A 17507-nucleotide genomic window follows, 5' to 3' on the forward strand; every position below is an offset into this window, starting at 1 on the left:
CTTTTTATTAATCACATGATTCCAACATTTCACCAGCGATTAAAATACTTTGAATAAGATGAGCATATAAGTTGCTTGTTTTTTTAAGCTCTTCGTAAATAATTTCAATAGCTGGTTTTACTTTACTAAATAATTCAGAACAAACACGAATTGGTGCAATTGCCAAAAATTCTAACACAACAGGCAAATAGTCAGATAACTCTTCATTATTCATAATGAATCCAGTTTTCCGATAGAAATCTTTTAATTCTAGCAAGAGTATGCCCCGCTCCCGATTATCACCAGCTAAATGATACGTTAAATATAAAGCAGCATTTTTATTAAAGTCAAAGGTATCAACGTACTTTTTCATTAAATCTTCTAAACTTATATCCCCGAGTTCATTGAGAAATTTCATTAATGCCGGGTATATGAGCATACCAGCAAATTGTTGTGCTTCCATCACTAGTTCTTTCCATTGAAGCCATTTTTTATCTGGATACTGGAGGAGATAAGCTATAAATTGAAAGACAGAACGATCAAATTGGTTATCATAATTTATGGAAATAGGTGTTTTCTCCATAATAGCCACCTACCTCACAGCCATTGCAACTAAATGAATAGCCAGTTTGGCCTTGATCATAATATAAATTAGTAAATTCTTCTTTATGGGCAGAAGGTATTACAAAACGATCTTCGTATTTTGCAATCGCAAGCAAGCGATACATTTCTTCGACAATGTCAGCAGTCATTCCTATTTCACTAATGACCGCTTCGTTTGGTTCATTGTCGATTGTTTTTGATCTCATGTAATGTCTTAATGCGATTAATCGCAGAATGGCGTTTGTAACAACTTTCGTGTCTCCAGCTGTTAACAAATTTGCTAAATACTCCATTGGAATCGTCATTTGTTGAATCGTTGGAAACATTTCATCTAATCTTGCCTGCCCATTATCTCTTTCTAACACATTGATAAACGGACTAAGAGGTGGAATATACCAAACCATCGGCAAAGTTCGGTATTCCGGGTGTAGAGGGAGGGCAACTTTATATTTTATGGCAAGCTTGTAAATCGGTGATTTTTGCGCTGCTTCGATCCAATCATCACGAACTCCGTCTTTTTTCGCTTGTGCAATAATAGCCGTATCATACGGATCTAAAAATAATCCTAGCTGAGCTTCGTACAAATCTTTTTCATTCGGCATTGAAGCAACTTCTTTTACTCGATCTGCATCATATAAAAGAACACCTATATAGCGAATTCTCCCTGTACATGTCTCAGAGCAAATAGTCGGCATACCCGCTTCAATTCTCGGAAAACAAAATGTACATTTTTCAGCTTTTTGTGTTTCCCAATTAAAATACACTTTTTTATAAGGACATCCTGACATACAATAGCGCCAACCTCGACATTGCTTCTGATCAACTAAAACAATGCCGTCCTCGTCTCGTTTATACATCGCACCAGATGGACAAGATGCTACACAAGCTGGATTTAAACAATGCTCGCAAATTCGTGGCAAATACATCATAAATGCCTGTTCAAACTCTAACTTAATCTTTTCTTGCATTTTAATAAAATTAGGATCTTCATAACCAGTTATATGGGCACCCGCTAAGTCATCTTCCCAGTTTGGTCCCCACTCTAAATTGATATTTTCTCCTGTAATTAATGATTTCGGCCTGGCTACTGGCTGGTGTTTCTTTTTATAGGAGTGAATTAAATTTTCATAATTGTAAGTCCACGGCTCATAATATTCATCAATTGTTGGCAAGTCCGGGTTGTAAAATATTCGACCCAACGCTAGTTTGCTTAATTTATTGCCTGATTTTAACTCTAACCTACCATTTTTTAATTCCCAACCGCCTTTATACTTGTCTTGATTTTCCCATTTTTTTGGATAGCCGACACCTGGCTTTGTTTCAACATTATTAAACCAGATGTATTCGGCACCTGGACGGTTAGTCCAGGTAGTTTTGCAAGTTACACTGCAAGTATGACAGCCGATACATTTATCTAAATTCATGACCATTGCCACTTGTGCTTTAATCTTCAAGCCAATGCACCTCTTTCATCTTACGTACCGAAACATAAATATCGCGCTGATTGCCAATGGGTCCATAGTAATTGAATCCATAACTTAATTGAGCATATCCACCGATAATTTGTGTTGGTTTGACATGAATTTTCGTCGGGCTATTATGTGTGCCGCCCCTCTCGCGGGTAATATTAGATCCAGATGTATTAATATGTTTATCTTGGGCATGGTACATGTATAAAGTGCCTCTCGGCATCCGATGGCTGACGACAGCCCTTGCGGTTACAACACCATTTCTGTTATACACTTCAACCCAATCATTGTCTTTGATACCGATTTCTTCGGCGTCTATATTGTTCATCCACACGTTTGGTCCACCGCGGAATAAAGTTAACATCATTAAATTATCTTGATACATGCTGTGTATATTCCATTTTCCATGCGGTGTTAAATAACGCAATGTAATTTCTTTTTCACTACTTGCCGGAACGTTGTCCTGCTTTGCAAAAACCATTTTCGGCAATGTTGGTTTATATATAGGAAATGATTCACCATATTCCAGCAAAATTTCATGATCGATATAAAAGTGCTGCCTGCCTGTCAATGTCCGAAATGGAACTAATCGTTCAATCATTGTCGTAAACGGGGAGTATCTTCGACCCCCATGATTTGAACCACTAAATATTGGAGTTGGGATAACTTCACGCGGCTGAACGGCTAAATCTAGAAAAGTATGGCGTTCTCCAGCTCGCTCTTCGGAAATATCTTTTAGTACTAGACCGGTTTTAGCTTCTTCAGCTTCCCAAGCTTTCATTGCAACTTTTCCATTTGTTGCACTTGAGATGGCAAGCATTGCCTCAGCAGCTTTTTGTCCTGTTTCAATACTTGGCAATCCTTTTGTATATTCTGAAGTGACAATAATACCGTTTAATTGTTTTAACTCTTCATATTGTTCTTTCACCGAAAATGATATGCCATGGGCTCCTACCGGATTTTTTTCCACGAGTGGTCCAAGCGTGATAAATCTGTCATAAATTTTCGTAAAATCTCGTTCAACAAATGTTAACTTCGGCATTGTTTTCCCTGGGATTGCTTCTACTTCTCCTTTTTTCCAGTCCCGAACTTTTCCAAATGGCTGGGCAATTTCATCTGGAGAATCATGTAGCAATGGAGTAGCTACCAAATCTAAAACAGGATAAGGCAAATACGTTTTGGCCATATTCGTAAACGTTGCGGCAAGTGATTTAAAAATATCCCAATCTGTTTTTGCTTCCCATGGCGGATTTATCGCTGGGTTGAATGGATGAACGAATGGGTGCATGTCCGTGCTGCTTATATCATGTTTTTCGTACCATGTTGCAGCTGGTAAAACAATATCTGAATGAAGCGCATTCCCCGCCATACGAAAATCAATGCTTACGAGTAGGTCAAGTTTGCCTTCCGCACCTTTTTCATGCCATTTAATCTCACTTGGTTTTAATGCTTTATTATCTTCTGAAAGGAGGCCATTTGATGTACCAAGCAGATGTTTTAAAAAATACTCATGTCCTTTGCCAGAACTTGAAATCAAGTTTGACCGCCAAACAAATAAAGCTCGAGGAAAATTAACCGGATTGTCCGGGTCTTCAATGGCAAATTCAATATTTCCTTTTTTAAGTTGGTCAACAACAAAAGAAACTGCTTCTTCTTTTGTTTTTGCTCCAAATTTTTTAGCCTCATTGAATAAATCGAGCGAATTTTTGTTAAACTGCGGATAAGATGGCAGCCAACCTAAACGGACAGCCAACACATTGTAATCTGCTGAATGTTCATACCTTGCTTTTTTCACCGTAGGTGAGACGAGCTTACTCATCGGAAGCTCTTCATACCGCCACTGATCCGTTGCGAAATAATAAAAGGAAGTCGCATTTTGCAGCCTCGGAGGCATTGACCAGTCGCGTCCAAAAGCTATCGTTCCCCAACCTTCTGGAACGCGGCACTTTTCCTGCCCAACATAATGAGCCCAGCCACCACCATTTACACCTTGAGAACCTGTTAATAACACAAGATTGAGAATTGATCGGTAAATCGTATCTCCATTAAACCAATGATTAATGCCTGCCCCCATGATAACCATTGATTTTCCTCTCGTTTTGACGGCATTTTCAGCAAATTCACGGGCAATTTTAATAACAAGGTCTTTGTTCACTCCGGTATATTGCTCTTGCCATTTTGGTGTATAAGCATCAACGTCATTGTAACTCTTGGGATAATTGCCACCTAATCCTCGGTCAATGCCATAATGGGCAAGCAGCAAATCAAATACTGTAGCTACGTATAAGTCCTCGCCGTTTCTTGAAATTTTTCTTACAGGCACATTTCTTGTAATTAATCGTCTGCCGTCCTCTGAAAAGTGCGGAAAATCAACTGGAATCACAACGTCTTCTTGACCTAGAAGTGTTAATCTTGGATCATATTTTTGTCCATTGTGATCTTCATGCTTTAAATTCCATTTGCCTTTATCTCCCCAACGATGTCCAATACTTCCATTAGGCACAACCATTTGATTTGTTGTTTCGTCAATGACGATCGGCTTCCATTCCGCATGGGTCAAAGGCAAACCTAGATCACTAGCAACTAAAAATCGATCTGAAACAAAGCTGTCACCATTTTTTTTCAATGTGATTAAATATGGTAAATCAGTATAGTACTTGGAATATTTCCAAAAATATTCTGTCTTTTGGTCCACATAAAATTCTTTTAAAATAACATGAGTCATTGCTTGTGCAAGTGCAGCATCCTGTCCCGGATTTACAGCGAGCCAATCATCAGCAAATTTTACATTTTCAGCATAATCGGGACTGATCGAAACAATCTTTGTTCCTTTATAACGTACTTCTGTCATAAAGTGGGCATCAGGAGTCCGAGTCATCGGCACGTTCGATCCCCACATGATAATATAGCCGGCATTATACCAATCGCTGCTTTCAGGCACATCGGTCTGTTCACCCCAAATTTGCGGGGAAGCTGGAGGTAAATCGGCATACCAATCATAAAAGCTTAGCATCGGTGCGCCGAGCATTGATAAAAAACGTGCACCGGACGCATAACTAACCATTGACATGGCAGGAATTGGCGTAAAACCTGCAATTCGATCAGGACCATATTTTTTTATGGTATATAGGAGAGACGCAGAAATAAGCTCATTCACTTCTTCCCAAGACGCCCTTACAAATCCTCCTTTCCCACGAGCAGCTTTGTAGCAGGCTGCTTTTTCTTGATTTTCGACAATATTTTCCCAGGCCTTAACAGGATCGTTCACTTTAGCTAATTCTTCACGGTAAAGCTTGAGCAATTCTCCCCGTACATATGGGTATTTCACTCGTAAAGGGCTATAAACATACCAAGAAAAACTGGCTCCTCGCGGACAGCCTCGCGGTTCAAATTCCGGCATATCCGGACCACAACTTGGATAATCTGTTTGCTGATTTTCCCAAGTAATGATTCCGTCTTTAACGAAAACTTTCCAACTGCAAGAACCAGTACAATTAACCCCATGGGTGGTTCTAACTACTTTATCATGCTGCCAACGGTCACGGTAAATTTTTTCCCATTCCCGGTTCCCTTCGGTTAGCTGACTCCAATTTTCAGAATACGATTCAATAGGGCGAAAAAATTTTAGTTTCCTAAATAAATTTCCAGTTTTTGTACCCATGAATATCCTCCCATCATTCAGAGTAAGTTACATTGCTGCTTCCCGTTTTGTCACGATGCTCGTATTTTCAGTTTCTGTTTCAGTCTTTTCCCACGCTTTTCTAAGCATGTATAAAATAACGAATGCTACAAGATACGTTGCAGCAATCCACCAAAAACCAAAAGCATAACTTCCAGTGATATCTTTGAAAGTACCCAGAATATTTGGCAAGAAAAATCCTCCAAGACCACCTGCCGCGCCAACAAATCCAGTCATGATGCCAACTTCTTTTGGAAATCGAGTTGGAATTACTTGGAACAGGGCACCATTTCCAATACCAAATATTAATAACGTCACTACAAATAGCGACAATGCGACATAAACGGATGATGGTAAAAACCCAATAATACTAATTACAACAACAGCTGCTGCAAATAATCTTAAAAGTAAACCGACACCACCAAAGCGATCAGCTAAATAACCACCAATTGGTCGAACAAAACTTCCCGCAAATACAATCAACGTAACGAAATCACCCGCCGTAACTTTGCTTACCCCATATTGATCTACGAAAAAGAGCGCTAAATAACTTGTTAAGCCAACAAAACCACCAAACGTCAAACTGTAGAAAAAACTAAAGATCCATGTCTCTTTATATTTAACAATAGACAAATAACTACCGATTGATTGTGGTTTCGGTGCATTTGGGCTATCTTTTGCGAAAATGACGAATATGATAAAGGCAATTAATAAAGGAATTAACGCTAAACCAAAAACTCCGTGCCAACCATACGTTTCTGCAAGTCGTGGAGCAAACATCGAAGCAAATACGGTGCCGCTGTTTCCTGCCCCAGCAATGCCCATGGCCAAACCTTGGTGTTCTTTCGGATACCAACGGCTAGCAAGCGGCAATGCGACTGCAAAGCTTGCACCGGCAATACCAAGCAAGAAGCCAAAGGCAAAAATTTCATTTAAATGTTGCCCATATAGCCAACCCCATAAGAGCGGAATCATCGTTAACAACATTCCGATAATTCCCATTTTCTTCCCGCCATAACGGTCTGCTAGTAACCCCATTGGAATGCGAAGGAGCGCACCTCCTAACACTGGAATACCTACCATTAAACCTTTTTGTGCAGGTGTCAAATCGAAATCCGCAACAATAAATGTAGATGTTGCACCAAGTAATACCCAAATCATAAAGCTTATATCAAAATATAAGAATGATGAAAACAATGTCGGTGCATGGCCGCTTTTTAAAAATCCCTTTATTCCTGCCATGTGTTTCCCTCCTTAAAAATTTAAAAGTTTTAAAACTAACATTTTACTTCCGCATTTTTTCTGAAATAGTAGTACCAACAAATTACTAAACTAATAACGTAGTAGACGATGAAAATATACAATGCGAGGTTTGCAGATCCGGTCGTTGAAAGAGACCATCCAAAAATCTTTGGAATGAGGAAAGCCCCATAGGCAGCAATTGCAGCTGTAAATCCTAACACTGGTGCCGCTTGTTTTGGTTCAAAAATGATCGGGATCATCCGGAATGTTGAACCGTTGGCGATGCCCGTTGTAAAAAATAGAATGATGAACATTGTTAAAAAGCCTACAAATTGATGACTATTTAAGAAATAAATAACGCCACAAGTAGCTATGATCATGACGATAATGTCCCAAAATGTTACAAAGGCGCCTCCCAATTTATCAGAAATCCATCCACCAATCGGCCTCACGCAAGCCCCTACAAGCGGCCCTAAAAATGCTAAACCAACTGCATTCATTTCTGGAAATTCTGATTGAATTAATAACGGGAACGCTGCGGCATAACCGATAAATGAACCGAAACACATCGTATAGAGCCAAGTCATAATCCAAGTATGTTTATTTTTAAAGATGATTGACTGCTCTTTAAATGATTGTTTCGCATTTGGCAAATTATCCATCCCAAACATTGCTAAAATTGTTACGATAATAATTGGAATTACCCAAATAAATGCAGCATTTTGAATCCAAATTTCACTACCATCCGGCAATACTTGTGGAGCTCCGGCAATACCGCCAAAAATCCCACCTGCAATAACAATTGGGGTTATAAATTGAACTGCACTAACACCTAAATTTCCTAATCCAGCATTGATACCATTAGCAGTCCCTTTCAACTTTTTTGGGAAAAAGAAACTAATATTAGCCATCGAAGAAGAAAAGTTTCCTCCACCAATTCCACAAAGGGCTGCTAAAATCGCCATTGTCATAAATGATGTATCCGGATTTTGCACGGCAAGCCCGATCCCAACTGCAGGTATTAATAAAGCAGCAGTACTAATAACTGTAAAATTCTTCCCGCCAACTAATCCCGGCAAAAAAGTGAAAAAGATGCGGAATGTTGCTCCCACAAGCCCCGGCAAAGCTGCCAAAGTAAATAATTCACTGTTTGTAAATTGGAAGCCTACATCATTCAGCTTTACCGCCACAACTGACCAAATTTGCCATACAGCAAACGCCAAAAATAAGGCAGGTACAGATATCCATAAATTTCTATTTGCATGTTTTTTTCCTTCCAATTCCCAAAACCTTTCGTTCTCTGGGTCCCATTCTCTAATTCTTGCTAGCTGCATGTATTTATCCTCCTTTTGCCTTGACTTATTAATTAGTATAGGAGATGGTGGCAAAAGCAGTAATTGTGGAAAATACGCAATTCATATCGGGAAAACTACGTATTATAGGGAAAAGAAATACGAAAAAATAAGCCTTTTCAATTAAGATGATCAATTGTCATCCCAATTAAAAAGGCTTTTATAAATTCCATGGGTGTTCAATATTTAACAAACCAATCGGTAAATTGATAATTAGATGTACTTTATTTAGTTCACTATATATTTCTAAATTTCCATTCACATTACCGACTTTTTCAGCAAGGAGGGAAAATTGTGGACCAGTCATTTGGAGCTGGTACTCAATAACTACATGAATGGAAAGCTGTTGATCGTTCTTTCTTTCAAATATTATTAATAAAGGATTATCTCTACTCGAGAAATGGACCATTCCAAATAAAATTTCAAAAACTTGTATGATCGTAATTTGTGCATCCATTGAAATGTTAGCAATCCGTTGATCTAGTACTTCGATTTTAAGGCGACGCTTTTTTTCATATTTTTCATTTAATAAATATGCTAACAAATACGAATCTTTTTCTTGATTCGTTTTAAAATCTTGTGTTTTCATCATTTCATTATATATTTGAATGATTTCACTAGAATCTTTTTTTAATTCTTCTACCTCATCAATCTGATAGATTCGTTCCGATCGATGCCCGACTAACAATACGCCCATTGATTCCATTTCGAAAAATAATGGAATGGCCATTGCGGATTTCAAATCTTCAACAACCATGATCGGATAATTAAGCGGATCGTCTTCAATATCAAACGGAAATGAATGGATAATATATTCTCGTTTTGTTTTTAATACATTGCCACAAACTCCTTTTCCTCTACGTACAACAATTCCTTTATAACGGTCATTTAAAGAGCCAATTGCAATTCTCCAGCGAAATTCAAAATTTATTGGGTCATATAAAGCCATTCCTACAAAATCACTGTAAAATTTTATTGCGATTGATTTTAAAAGCTCCCGTATTTTCTTTTTTTGTAGTTTAATGTCCAGTATCAAAGGAATCACCTTTATAAATAAATTCGTTTTTCATTAGCAATAGAGTTCGGTTAATCATTAAATTCCAATAATCCTCTTTTGACCGCAAACCGTATCAAATCTTTCCTTGTTGTTAATTCTAATTTTTCCATAATATTAGCTTTATGGGTTTCCACCGTTCTCGAACTAATATTTAATAAATCTCCTACTTCTTTATTCGTATATCCTTTGGCGACTAGGCTTAAAATTTCTTTTTCTCTTTCAGTCAATAAATCATAGGAATCTTCCTCTTCATCAATTTTTCCATTTAAAAAGCGTTCTATTATTTTCTTTTGTGCACCTGGATGAAGATAAGCCTGACCGTTATATACTTGGCGAATAGCCCCTAACAATTCTTTACCTAATGAAGATTTTAATATATACCCTGATGCCCCTGCTTTTAAAGCTCGGAATAAATATTGATTATCATCATACATAGATAAAATTAACACTTTCGTTTCAGGCAATATTTGCAAGACTTCACTTGTCGTTGATAACCCATCTCTTCCGTTAGGCATACTTAAATCCATGATGATAACATCCGGTTTTGTTTCAATCGCTTTGGCAATCGCTTCATTCCCCTCAGCTGCTTCACCAACTACTTCCATGTCCGGCTGGGAATTAAGCAAATAATGGATTCCATCACGGACAACCGCATGATCATCAACTAATAGTACTTTAATACGATTCATCCTTCTCTCACCTCTCAAGCTATCGGTATATTGACCTTGATAACAGTTCCTTTTTGAGGAGCTGATTCAATCTGAAATTTTCCTCCTAAGATCGATGCCCTTTCTTCCATACTATAGAGGCCGACTCCTCTACTAATTTTGCTTGACAAATCAAATCCTTTTCCAAAGTCTTTTATATGTAAATAGACCATTTTTTCTCTTTGATCGATTTCAAGATCAATTCGTTTCGTACAGGCATATTTTGCTGCATTTGTTAATGCTTCTTGGGTAATTCTGTATAATGCGGTTTCGATCGTGGAAGGCAATCGCTCTTTAGAACCTTTATGGGAAAAATTAATTTGTATACCAAAGCGATTACCAAAGTCGTGGATATACGTTTTCAACGTTTCCAACAAGCCTAAATCATCGAGCGACGACGGCCTTAATTCGCTTGATAAGTGGCGTATATCTTCAATTGTCTTGCGAATATCATGTTGTAATTTTTCTATGGCATCGTAAAAACCGACCATATTTCCTGTTTCAACATGTGACTGAATAATATCGGTTTGAATTAAAATTGAATATAAAGACTGGCCAATTCCGTCATGCAATTCTCTTGAGATTAATTTCCGTTCTTTTTCTTGTGCTTGAAAAATAGAATGTGTAAGCAGTTTTGCAATTTCATTATGTTCTTCCTTTCGTTTTTCACTAACAGTGTGAAACGATAAAATGATACCTTCCTTCCCTTCTGGGGTTGGATAAGTTGAAGTTGTCACAATTACAGGGAGTATCTCATTTTCAGCAGTCTTCAAATGGATTTCAACTGGATTGGCGCCATTATTTGTGTGAAGGAAACATGTAGATATATCACAAATTTTCTCAATACCTGGATAGGTGGAACAAATATCGCAAAAGTTGACTTTCTCTCCTTTTTTCACTTTCAATAATTGTTTTGCGGTATGATTCAAATTCACGATCATTCGTTTTTCATCTAGAATTAAAATATTTTGCGTACTTTTATCAAGAATTGTAGCCAACTGTTCTTTCTGCGAATTAAGCGATTTTCCTTGCCTATAAATGATAATGAAAAACAGAGTGATGATAACAAGAACTAATAAAAACAATAATATAAATTCAATGCTAATAATCGTTTCACCTCGTTTATAAAAAAACGTATATACAATAAGCAAGGAAATTGATATACTTAAAATTCCATTTTTTAACAAAAACTTTATTAACGAGAGATTTAAATATTTGTTCATCTTCATCCACCCTGAATTATCCAATATACTCTTCTACATAATTGATAACATCAATAACATCCATACCGTGGGAATTGATTTTACAATTAAATTTTACAATTACTTGTTGGATTTTTTATTGTCAAACAATTTTATTCAAAATTTGTTTAAATTTTTTGTTCAAAATTTGTTCATAAAATCCTTTATCTTTGTAAAAAATATGGAAGGTAATGAACATATGAAGCATTTATTTTGGAGGGATGACAATTGGCAAAAGAAAATAACCGTGGCAAGGCTGTGAACCCTGTGAATAAACAAGGACATGCAGAGGAAGGGGTTTCACCAAACCCAAAATCTCAATTAGAACAAAAAGCACAGAAAGATAACACAAAAATATAAAAAACCTCGGCCAATTTTAGCCGAGGTTTCATTTTTACATATTCAAGTCCCACAAATGCCGTGCTCTTTTATGTCAAAAAAACCCGCTCTCGCAGGTGGGTGTCCGCATTAACCTTTTCATCTTCCTCCTAATCATTCCAATGAGGCTTGACGTCCGGGTTAAGATATAGGACTCCCTTATATTTAGCATCGGTTTTAGACACAAATGGAGTCACTAACATCGTAGGGTATCTTTATTATAACGGACTTCTTTTGATTTGGCAATTATGGAGTATATCCATTTTTTGTAATTATTTTTTTATTTGTCCGCTTTCTAATTTATCAACTTCTTGTTCAGCATAGGAAGCGAATTTCGCAATCCGCGACCGCTCTTCCATCCGTTTTGCGTTGTTATTTCTCATTGCATTTGGATTTGCGTTTTTTGATCTTCCCAACGTTGGATACCTCCTTTAATTTTAGTATAGGAGTGTTCGTTGGATTCTATAGATGGAAATTATTCACTGTCATAACAGAAAAACTTTAACATAATATTAATGAAAAAAGAGGGCTTTTTTCATTAGCCCTCTTTGAAAAGCAATGTTTCAATTTTATTTTACATTTACTTTAATTGTTGAAGTCGCAAATGCTGCAGCTTCTTTATTTCTTGTTACTTTAACGACAATTGTACCTTTTGCTCCAGAAGCAAGCGTACCTTGAATAGAACCAGCGTTTACTCCTAAATTAGCGATATCATTAGCTACACCAGAGTATAGTGCTGAAATTTGGCCTAATGTGATGTCATTAGCTTGTTCATAAACATCATTGTTGTCAACGTCTACAAAAATTGTCCCATCTTTTGTAATTTCTGCATTGTAATCAGAAGAAGAAAGTTTAATTCCTTCTGGTTTTAGAACTGGTTGAGTGAAAGCACCCTCGGTTGTCAAATCCTCAACTTTTTCAAAGTTAATTTCAGTAATAGTAGGTGTCGTATCAACAACCGTAATTTTAACTGTCTCTCTCGTTACAGTACCTTCTTTAATAACTACATTTGCTGTACCTTCTTTTAATGCTGAAACTGTAATTACACCATTTACATCGGCAGCAACTTTTACAATCGTATTATCTGAAGATTCAACTGTATATTTTGCAAAATCTGTTTCAGGTCCAATTAAGAAACCACCAGCATTGTATTGGTTCCATACTAGTTGAAGAGCTTTATCATTCGAACCTTGTACAATATCTAGTTTATAATCAGCAGAAGCTTGAACTGTTTCTATTTTTCTTGAAGCAACAGTACTATCATCAGACACTGCAACAGGAATAGTTGATAAAACTTTGTCTCCAGCTTTAACTTCAATAGTTGTATTCCCTTTTGCAATAGCTGTAATTGTTGCTGTAGCTTTGCCATCAACGATCGCACTGTCTCCATTTCCAGTTGCAATATCGTTATCTTTAGAAACTACAGAAAGTGTACCTTCAAATTCATCTCCGTATTGGTCAACAACTTGTAAATCAACCGTTTGAGCTTTTGAAGCGAGCAATTTTACATTATTTGTCGTAGCAACTACTTTAGAAGCTTCACGTGCTCCAGTAACAACTGTTAATGGAATTTCTTTCTTCGCATCATCTGCAGTAATTGTAATAGTAACAGTACCAGGTTTAATTGGAGTAACCTCTCCAGTTAGTGCATTTACTGTTGCAACAGCAGGATTTGAAGACGTATATGTTACCGTTGGATTGTTAATGGTCACACCATTTAATGCTGTCGCCTTAACTGCTTGAACTTTAACCGCACCGTCTTCAACTGTAACTTTGCTGCTATCCACAACAACGTCTCCTTGAGATACAGTTACCTCATTAATGGAAGTTAAGAAAGTTGAAAAGTCAAGGACTTCTACTTCAGTTAATTGAGATTCAACTACAACCTTGTCTTTCTTAATGACAACTTTATAGGAAAATTTTTCATTAATTTTTAATGCCTCTTCTTTTAACTCACCTGTTGATGCATCTTCAAACACATTTTTCGTTGCTTGAAATTCAACTGTATAGCCTGAATCTTTTAGATAATTCACGTTAATGGATTGTCCATCGTTAATAGTGAAGCCCAGGTATTGCTTATCGGTATGATCATCAACACGAACAGTTGTAGCTTCAATAGTTTCGATATCAAGCGTGAAAGTGAACTTGAATTCTGTTACTTTGTCAGATTCACCTTCAACTTTTTCAATGAACTTAATTAATTGTTCTTGACCAGAAACAAAAGGTTTTTCAAAAACTACAATGGCTTCGTTCTTATTTTCATTTGCTGTAACAGATACAACTTTATTTCCTTCTATCTGTAATTGGTCAGCTTTTAATTGATCTAGAGCAGTACCGACAAGTTTAATAGAAGTTGGATTCACTGCATGAACTTCATTAATCGTTAATGCACCAACCTTTGAAAAATCAATACCTTGATCTTTCATTACTTTCCAAAGGAAAGCTGCTGTATCTTGACGAGTTAACTTTGATAATGGTGCAAATTTTGTTTCACTTACACCTAGTTTAATGCCGGCATCTGTTAGACCAGCAATTGCATTTTTTGCCCATTCTGCACCTTTTAGGTCAGTAAATGGCAAGTTATTACCATTACCATATTCATAACCGAAAGCTTTTACGATTAAAGATGCCATTTCAGCACGATTAATAACACGGTCTGGTTCGAAACCTTTTTCCGTACCATTCATTTTTCCTGCATTTGCTAGTGCAGCAATAGCATTATAATATTTATGTGTAGTTGGAACATCCGCAAAATTTGGATTTTCAACGTTTTCCATATCTAATTTCAATGCTCTTGCAAAGTATAGAGCAACTTCACCGCGTGTAACTTCGCCTGTAGCACTTACTGTTGAATCAGCATCAATCACACCGTAGTTTACAAGATCTTGTAAAGAATCAGTTAACCAGTCCGGAGTGTTAGTCCAAGCTGCGTTCGCTGCAGGTGCTGCCATTGTTGCGACAACCGCTGCACCTGTTGCCGTTGCTACAAACTTGTTAAATCTTTTTGTATTATTAGACATTAATGTATTCCTCCTAAAAGTGATTTATGAAGTGTCATTTGTTTCTTTTTTTCAATTCACAAGTGAATTCATAAACAATTTACTATTCTAGTAAAACATCTTCAATACTACTTTGCAATAGTAACTAAATTCCATATTATTATAGATGCCTTACAATATTTTATTTAAATACTTTTCTAGAATGTTATCAACGCCAATTTTCTTCCAAAACAAGGTGAATTGCCCTTTTAAAAATATTCAAAAAAAAAACTCTTATCATAAGGATAAGAGCTTGAATTCCTTTTATTTTATTTCCGAGTGTTGTGGACCTACAGCAATTGGATTGTCCTCATAACTAATCCAATCGCTCCAGCTTCCTAAATACAGCTTTACATTATTATATCCCAGCTCATCAAGAGCAATTATATTTGGACAAGCTGATACACCTGAACCGCAATACACGATAATTTGATCATCTTGCTTAAATGCCTGAAATCTTTCCCTCAATTGATCAATACTTTTCCATTCATTTTTCTCATTAATACAATCTTTCCAAAAATAATTGAAAGCTCCTGGAATATGGCCTGCCTTATGATCAATCGTTTCTTTTTGTCCTGTATATCGTTCTTCTGCTCGCGAATCAAAAAGGTAGCCACTTTTTGTTGCAATGATATTTTTGACCTCGTCAACATTACATAAAAGTTCAGGACGAATGTTTACTTGAAACTGTTTTCTAGAAGGAGAAGGAATTTCTTCAGAGATAGGATACCCTTTTTCCACCCATTTACTGTAACCTCCATCTAGAACATAAACATTTTCATGACCTAAATATTTCAATAACCACCAAAACCGAGCGGCCATCATTCCACCTTGATCATCATAAGCTACTACTTTCGTATGAGCATCAATTCCAGCAGCACTAAGCTTATCGATAAAGCGCTCTAATACTGGGAGTGGATGTCTTCCACCGTGTTTTTCACGCGGTTTAGACATATCTTTTTCCAAATCGAAGTAAAAAGCCCCGTTAATATGATCTTTTATGTATAAAGAAAGTCCTTTCCCCGGGTTACCAAGTTCAAATCGACAATCTATCACACATACTGAAGGATCCTCAAGACGTTCATGCAGCCAATCTACTGTAACGATATTTTTCATATGCCCCACTCCCAATTATTTTTCAACATATTCTTTAACCATTTCGACAGTCACGTATTTTCTCTCAGGTAATGAATTAACAATCCCTGTCGATCTTAACTCATTCATTTCTTTAGTCACTGCATTAATATCTTCAGTTGAAAAAGGCAAGCCTTTTTTACATAATTCAATCGCTTTTTCAATATATGCTTCCCTTTTTTGGTCTAACTCCAAAAATTTTTTTACAATGGCATGCTGCTTTTCAGAATGTTTACTAATCGCATGATGTACACTCACCGTTCGTCTCCCCTTTGTTTGAATTCCTTTCCCTAAGTAAATATTTTAAATGATTTAACAAATATTTTGAACCATTGATCAATAAACAAGTCACTAGCCAATAATTCCCAAAGATATAAATCCATTTAAACAGAAGAAATTTGAAAATGAAGCCTTTTACTTTCAACTTTTCAAAAATATGGCCATATACCAAATATCCCAAATTTAAGCAAATTGAATCGTCATCTATTCCTATTTTTTATTAAAGATTTTGCATAAAGAAAGCTGGGTCGTTCATCAAAAAATGATTTGAAAACATAAATAAAAAAGAAAAACTTAACTAACTAAAACTATATTCAACACATTTATTAAAACTTCCTTCAAAAAATCTAGAGGATTCTTATAAGATTAAGAGAAAATAAATATATGGGAACATTTAGCCCAATAAGAAGCAAATTTCGAACTATTTTTTTAAAAGGAGATGTGGACATGAAAGTTGGTTTCATAGGGCTTGGAAATATGGGTCTTCCGATGGCAAAAAATTTAGTAAAAGCAAATTACGAGGTTGTAGGTAAAAACCGCAGCAAAGGAAAAGAAGAACTTTTTGCCGCTTCAGGAGGCAAGATTGGTTTAACTATAGCTGAAATGGCGAGAACTCTTGATGTAATATTCACATGTCTGCCATTGCCAATTGATGTAGAACAAGTATATTTTAGTGAAGACGGTTTAATCAATAACGGTCATAAAGGGCTTATTTTAGTCGATCATAGTACAGTTGCACCGGGTTTAAATAAAAAAATTGCTGAGGCAGCAAAAGAAAAGGGCATTGATTTTCTCGATGCGCCAATCAGCGGAGGGAATTTTGGAGCTGAAGATGGTACTCTCACAATCATGGTGGGCGGAGAAAAAGAAGTCTTTGAAAAAGTTCTCCCTCTATTTCAAGTAATGGGAAAAAATATTTATCATATCGGTGAAACCGGCAGTGGTTCAGTTGTAAAATTAATTAACAATTTAATGGTTGCTATTCATACACAAGCTGTAAGCGAAGCAGTGAATTTAGGTAAAAAGATGGGAGTCGATTTAGATTTATTATTTAATATTTTAAATAACAGCTATGCCCAAAGTCGTATATATGACCGCCATTACAACAATTTCATTGCTAAAAATGAATATGAAGCAGGATTTGCAATTAAACTTTTACATAAAGACATGAAGCTTGCTGAGGAAATGGCTGCTAGTGTTAACATGCAACTACCGATCGGATCCCAAATTACGGAAATTTTAAAAGAAGCAATCGAAGAAAATCTCGGTGAACAAGATATGTCCGCTCTTTACTTGTTATTGAATAAAAAGCTATCCAATTAAAAAAAGCCAACATTTCTGCTATGTAG

14 protein-coding genes and 1 other RNA gene are annotated in these 17507 nt (G+C 36.5%); 2 read left to right on the forward strand and 13 right to left on the reverse strand.

The annotated features are described in order from the left end of the window. Positions 1-7 precede the first annotated feature (7 nt). The 8 genes from narJ to HR057_RS12850 form a co-directional block, all read right to left on the reverse strand. Positions 8-562 carry a nitrate reductase molybdenum cofactor assembly chaperone gene (gene narJ, locus HR057_RS12815; protein ID WP_173731845.1) on the reverse strand — a complete coding sequence of 185 codons (555 nt, stop codon included), beginning with the start codon at positions 560-562 and terminating at the stop codon, positions 8-10. Then, a complete protein-coding gene (gene narH, locus HR057_RS12820; RefSeq protein ID WP_173731846.1) occupies positions 531-2036 on the reverse strand; it encodes a nitrate reductase subunit beta in 1506 nt (501 codons plus the stop codon). The genes narJ and narH overlap by 32 nt, the downstream gene beginning before the upstream one ends. Beyond that, a complete protein-coding gene (locus HR057_RS12825; RefSeq protein ID WP_173731847.1) occupies positions 2026-5712 on the reverse strand; it encodes a nitrate reductase subunit alpha in 3687 nt (1228 codons plus the stop codon). Before HR057_RS12825 ends, narH begins: the two co-directional genes overlap by 11 nt. A gap of 27 nt (positions 5713-5739) precedes the next feature. Continuing rightward, positions 5740-6972 carry a nitrate/nitrite transporter gene (locus HR057_RS12830; RefSeq protein ID WP_173731848.1) on the reverse strand — a complete coding sequence of 411 codons (1233 nt, stop codon included), beginning with the start codon at positions 6970-6972 and terminating at the stop codon, positions 5740-5742. 35 nt (positions 6973-7007) lie between these two features. Beyond that, positions 7008-8306, reverse strand: coding sequence for a NarK family nitrate/nitrite MFS transporter (locus tag HR057_RS12835; RefSeq protein WP_173731849.1), 1299 nt, complete (start codon positions 8304-8306; stop codon positions 7008-7010). A 178-nt stretch (positions 8307-8484) separates the two neighbouring features. Next, entirely contained in the window at positions 8485-9360 is an 876-nt protein-coding gene (locus tag HR057_RS12840; RefSeq protein ID WP_173731850.1) for a GAF domain-containing protein, read from the reverse strand. Positions 9361-9410: 50 nt separating this feature from the next. Continuing rightward, the gene (locus HR057_RS12845) at positions 9411-10070 is read right to left on the reverse strand and encodes a response regulator transcription factor (protein ID WP_173731851.1); all 660 of its coding nucleotides are present in this window, start codon (positions 10068-10070) and stop codon (positions 9411-9413) included. A gap of 14 nt (positions 10071-10084) precedes the next feature. After that, positions 10085-11311 carry a sensor histidine kinase gene (locus HR057_RS12850; protein ID WP_173731852.1) on the reverse strand — a complete coding sequence of 409 codons (1227 nt, stop codon included), beginning with the start codon at positions 11309-11311 and terminating at the stop codon, positions 10085-10087. A 246-nt stretch (positions 11312-11557) separates the two neighbouring features. Between HR057_RS12850 and HR057_RS12855 the strand changes: the two genes are divergently transcribed. Beyond that, a complete protein-coding gene (locus tag HR057_RS12855) occupies positions 11558-11689 on the forward strand; it encodes a small, acid-soluble spore protein L (protein WP_173731853.1) in 132 nt (43 codons plus the stop codon). Positions 11690-11731: 42 nt separating this feature from the next. On the opposite strand, the gene ssrS is transcribed toward HR057_RS12855, so the two are convergent. From ssrS to HR057_RS12880, 5 genes are all read right to left on the reverse strand, one after another. Continuing rightward, a non-coding RNA gene (gene ssrS, locus HR057_RS12860) (6S RNA) lies at positions 11732-11921 on the reverse strand. Positions 11922-11979: 58 nt separating this feature from the next. Next, entirely contained in the window at positions 11980-12123 is a 144-nt protein-coding gene (locus HR057_RS12865) for a hypothetical protein (RefSeq protein ID WP_173731831.1), read from the reverse strand. Between the two features lie 153 nt (positions 12124-12276). After that, positions 12277-14727, reverse strand: a complete 2451-nt coding sequence (locus HR057_RS12870; protein ID WP_173731854.1) for an S-layer homology domain-containing protein — start codon at positions 14725-14727, stop codon at positions 12277-12279. Positions 14728-15009: 282 nt separating this feature from the next. Beyond that, on the reverse strand, positions 15010-15861 hold the full coding sequence (locus HR057_RS12875; protein WP_173731855.1) for a sulfurtransferase: 852 nt from the start codon (positions 15859-15861) through the stop codon (positions 15010-15012). 15 nt (positions 15862-15876) lie between these two features. Beyond that, on the reverse strand, positions 15877-16137 hold the full coding sequence (locus tag HR057_RS12880; RefSeq protein WP_173731856.1) for a YpbS family protein: 261 nt from the start codon (positions 16135-16137) through the stop codon (positions 15877-15879). Between the two features lie 468 nt (positions 16138-16605). Here HR057_RS12880 and HR057_RS12885 point away from each other — a divergent pair, with 468 nt between their 5' ends. After that, on the forward strand, positions 16606-17481 hold the full coding sequence (locus HR057_RS12885; protein ID WP_173731857.1) for an NAD(P)-dependent oxidoreductase: 876 nt from the start codon (positions 16606-16608) through the stop codon (positions 17479-17481). The last annotated feature ends 26 nt before the right edge of the window (positions 17482-17507 follow it).

Source organism: Calidifontibacillus erzurumensis, assembly GCF_013303125.1.
In the GTDB taxonomy this organism is placed as follows: domain Bacteria; phylum Bacillota; class Bacilli; order Bacillales; family Bacillaceae_J; genus Calidifontibacillus; species Calidifontibacillus erzurumensis.

Bases quoted from the DNA above. Each gene is read 5' to 3' on its own strand.
- HR057_RS12845 (WP_173731851.1), bottom strand. From the start codon at position 10,070: ATGAATCGTATTAAAGTACTATTAGTTGATGATCATGCGGTTGTCCGT.
- HR057_RS12850 (WP_173731852.1), bottom strand. From the start codon at position 11,311: ATGAACAAATATTTAAATCTCTCGTTAATAAAGTTTTTGTTAAAAAAT.
- HR057_RS12835 (WP_173731849.1), bottom strand. From the start codon at position 8,306: ATGCAGCTAGCAAGAATTAGAGAATGGGACCCAGAGAACGAAAGGTTT.
- HR057_RS12825 (WP_173731847.1), bottom strand. From the start codon at position 5,712: ATGGGTACAAAAACTGGAAATTTATTTAGGAAACTAAAATTTTTTCGC.
- HR057_RS12830 (WP_173731848.1), bottom strand. From the start codon at position 6,972: ATGGCAGGAATAAAGGGATTTTTAAAAAGCGGCCATGCACCGACATTG.
- narJ (WP_173731845.1), bottom strand. From the start codon at position 562: ATGGAGAAAACACCTATTTCCATAAATTATGATAACCAATTTGATCGT.
- HR057_RS12885 (WP_173731857.1), top strand. From the start codon at position 16,606: ATGAAAGTTGGTTTCATAGGGCTTGGAAATATGGGTCTTCCGATGGCA.
- HR057_RS12870 (WP_173731854.1), bottom strand. From the start codon at position 14,727: ATGTCTAATAATACAAAAAGATTTAACAAGTTTGTAGCAACGGCAACA.
- HR057_RS12875 (WP_173731855.1), bottom strand. From the start codon at position 15,861: ATGAAAAATATCGTTACAGTAGATTGGCTGCATGAACGTCTTGAGGAT.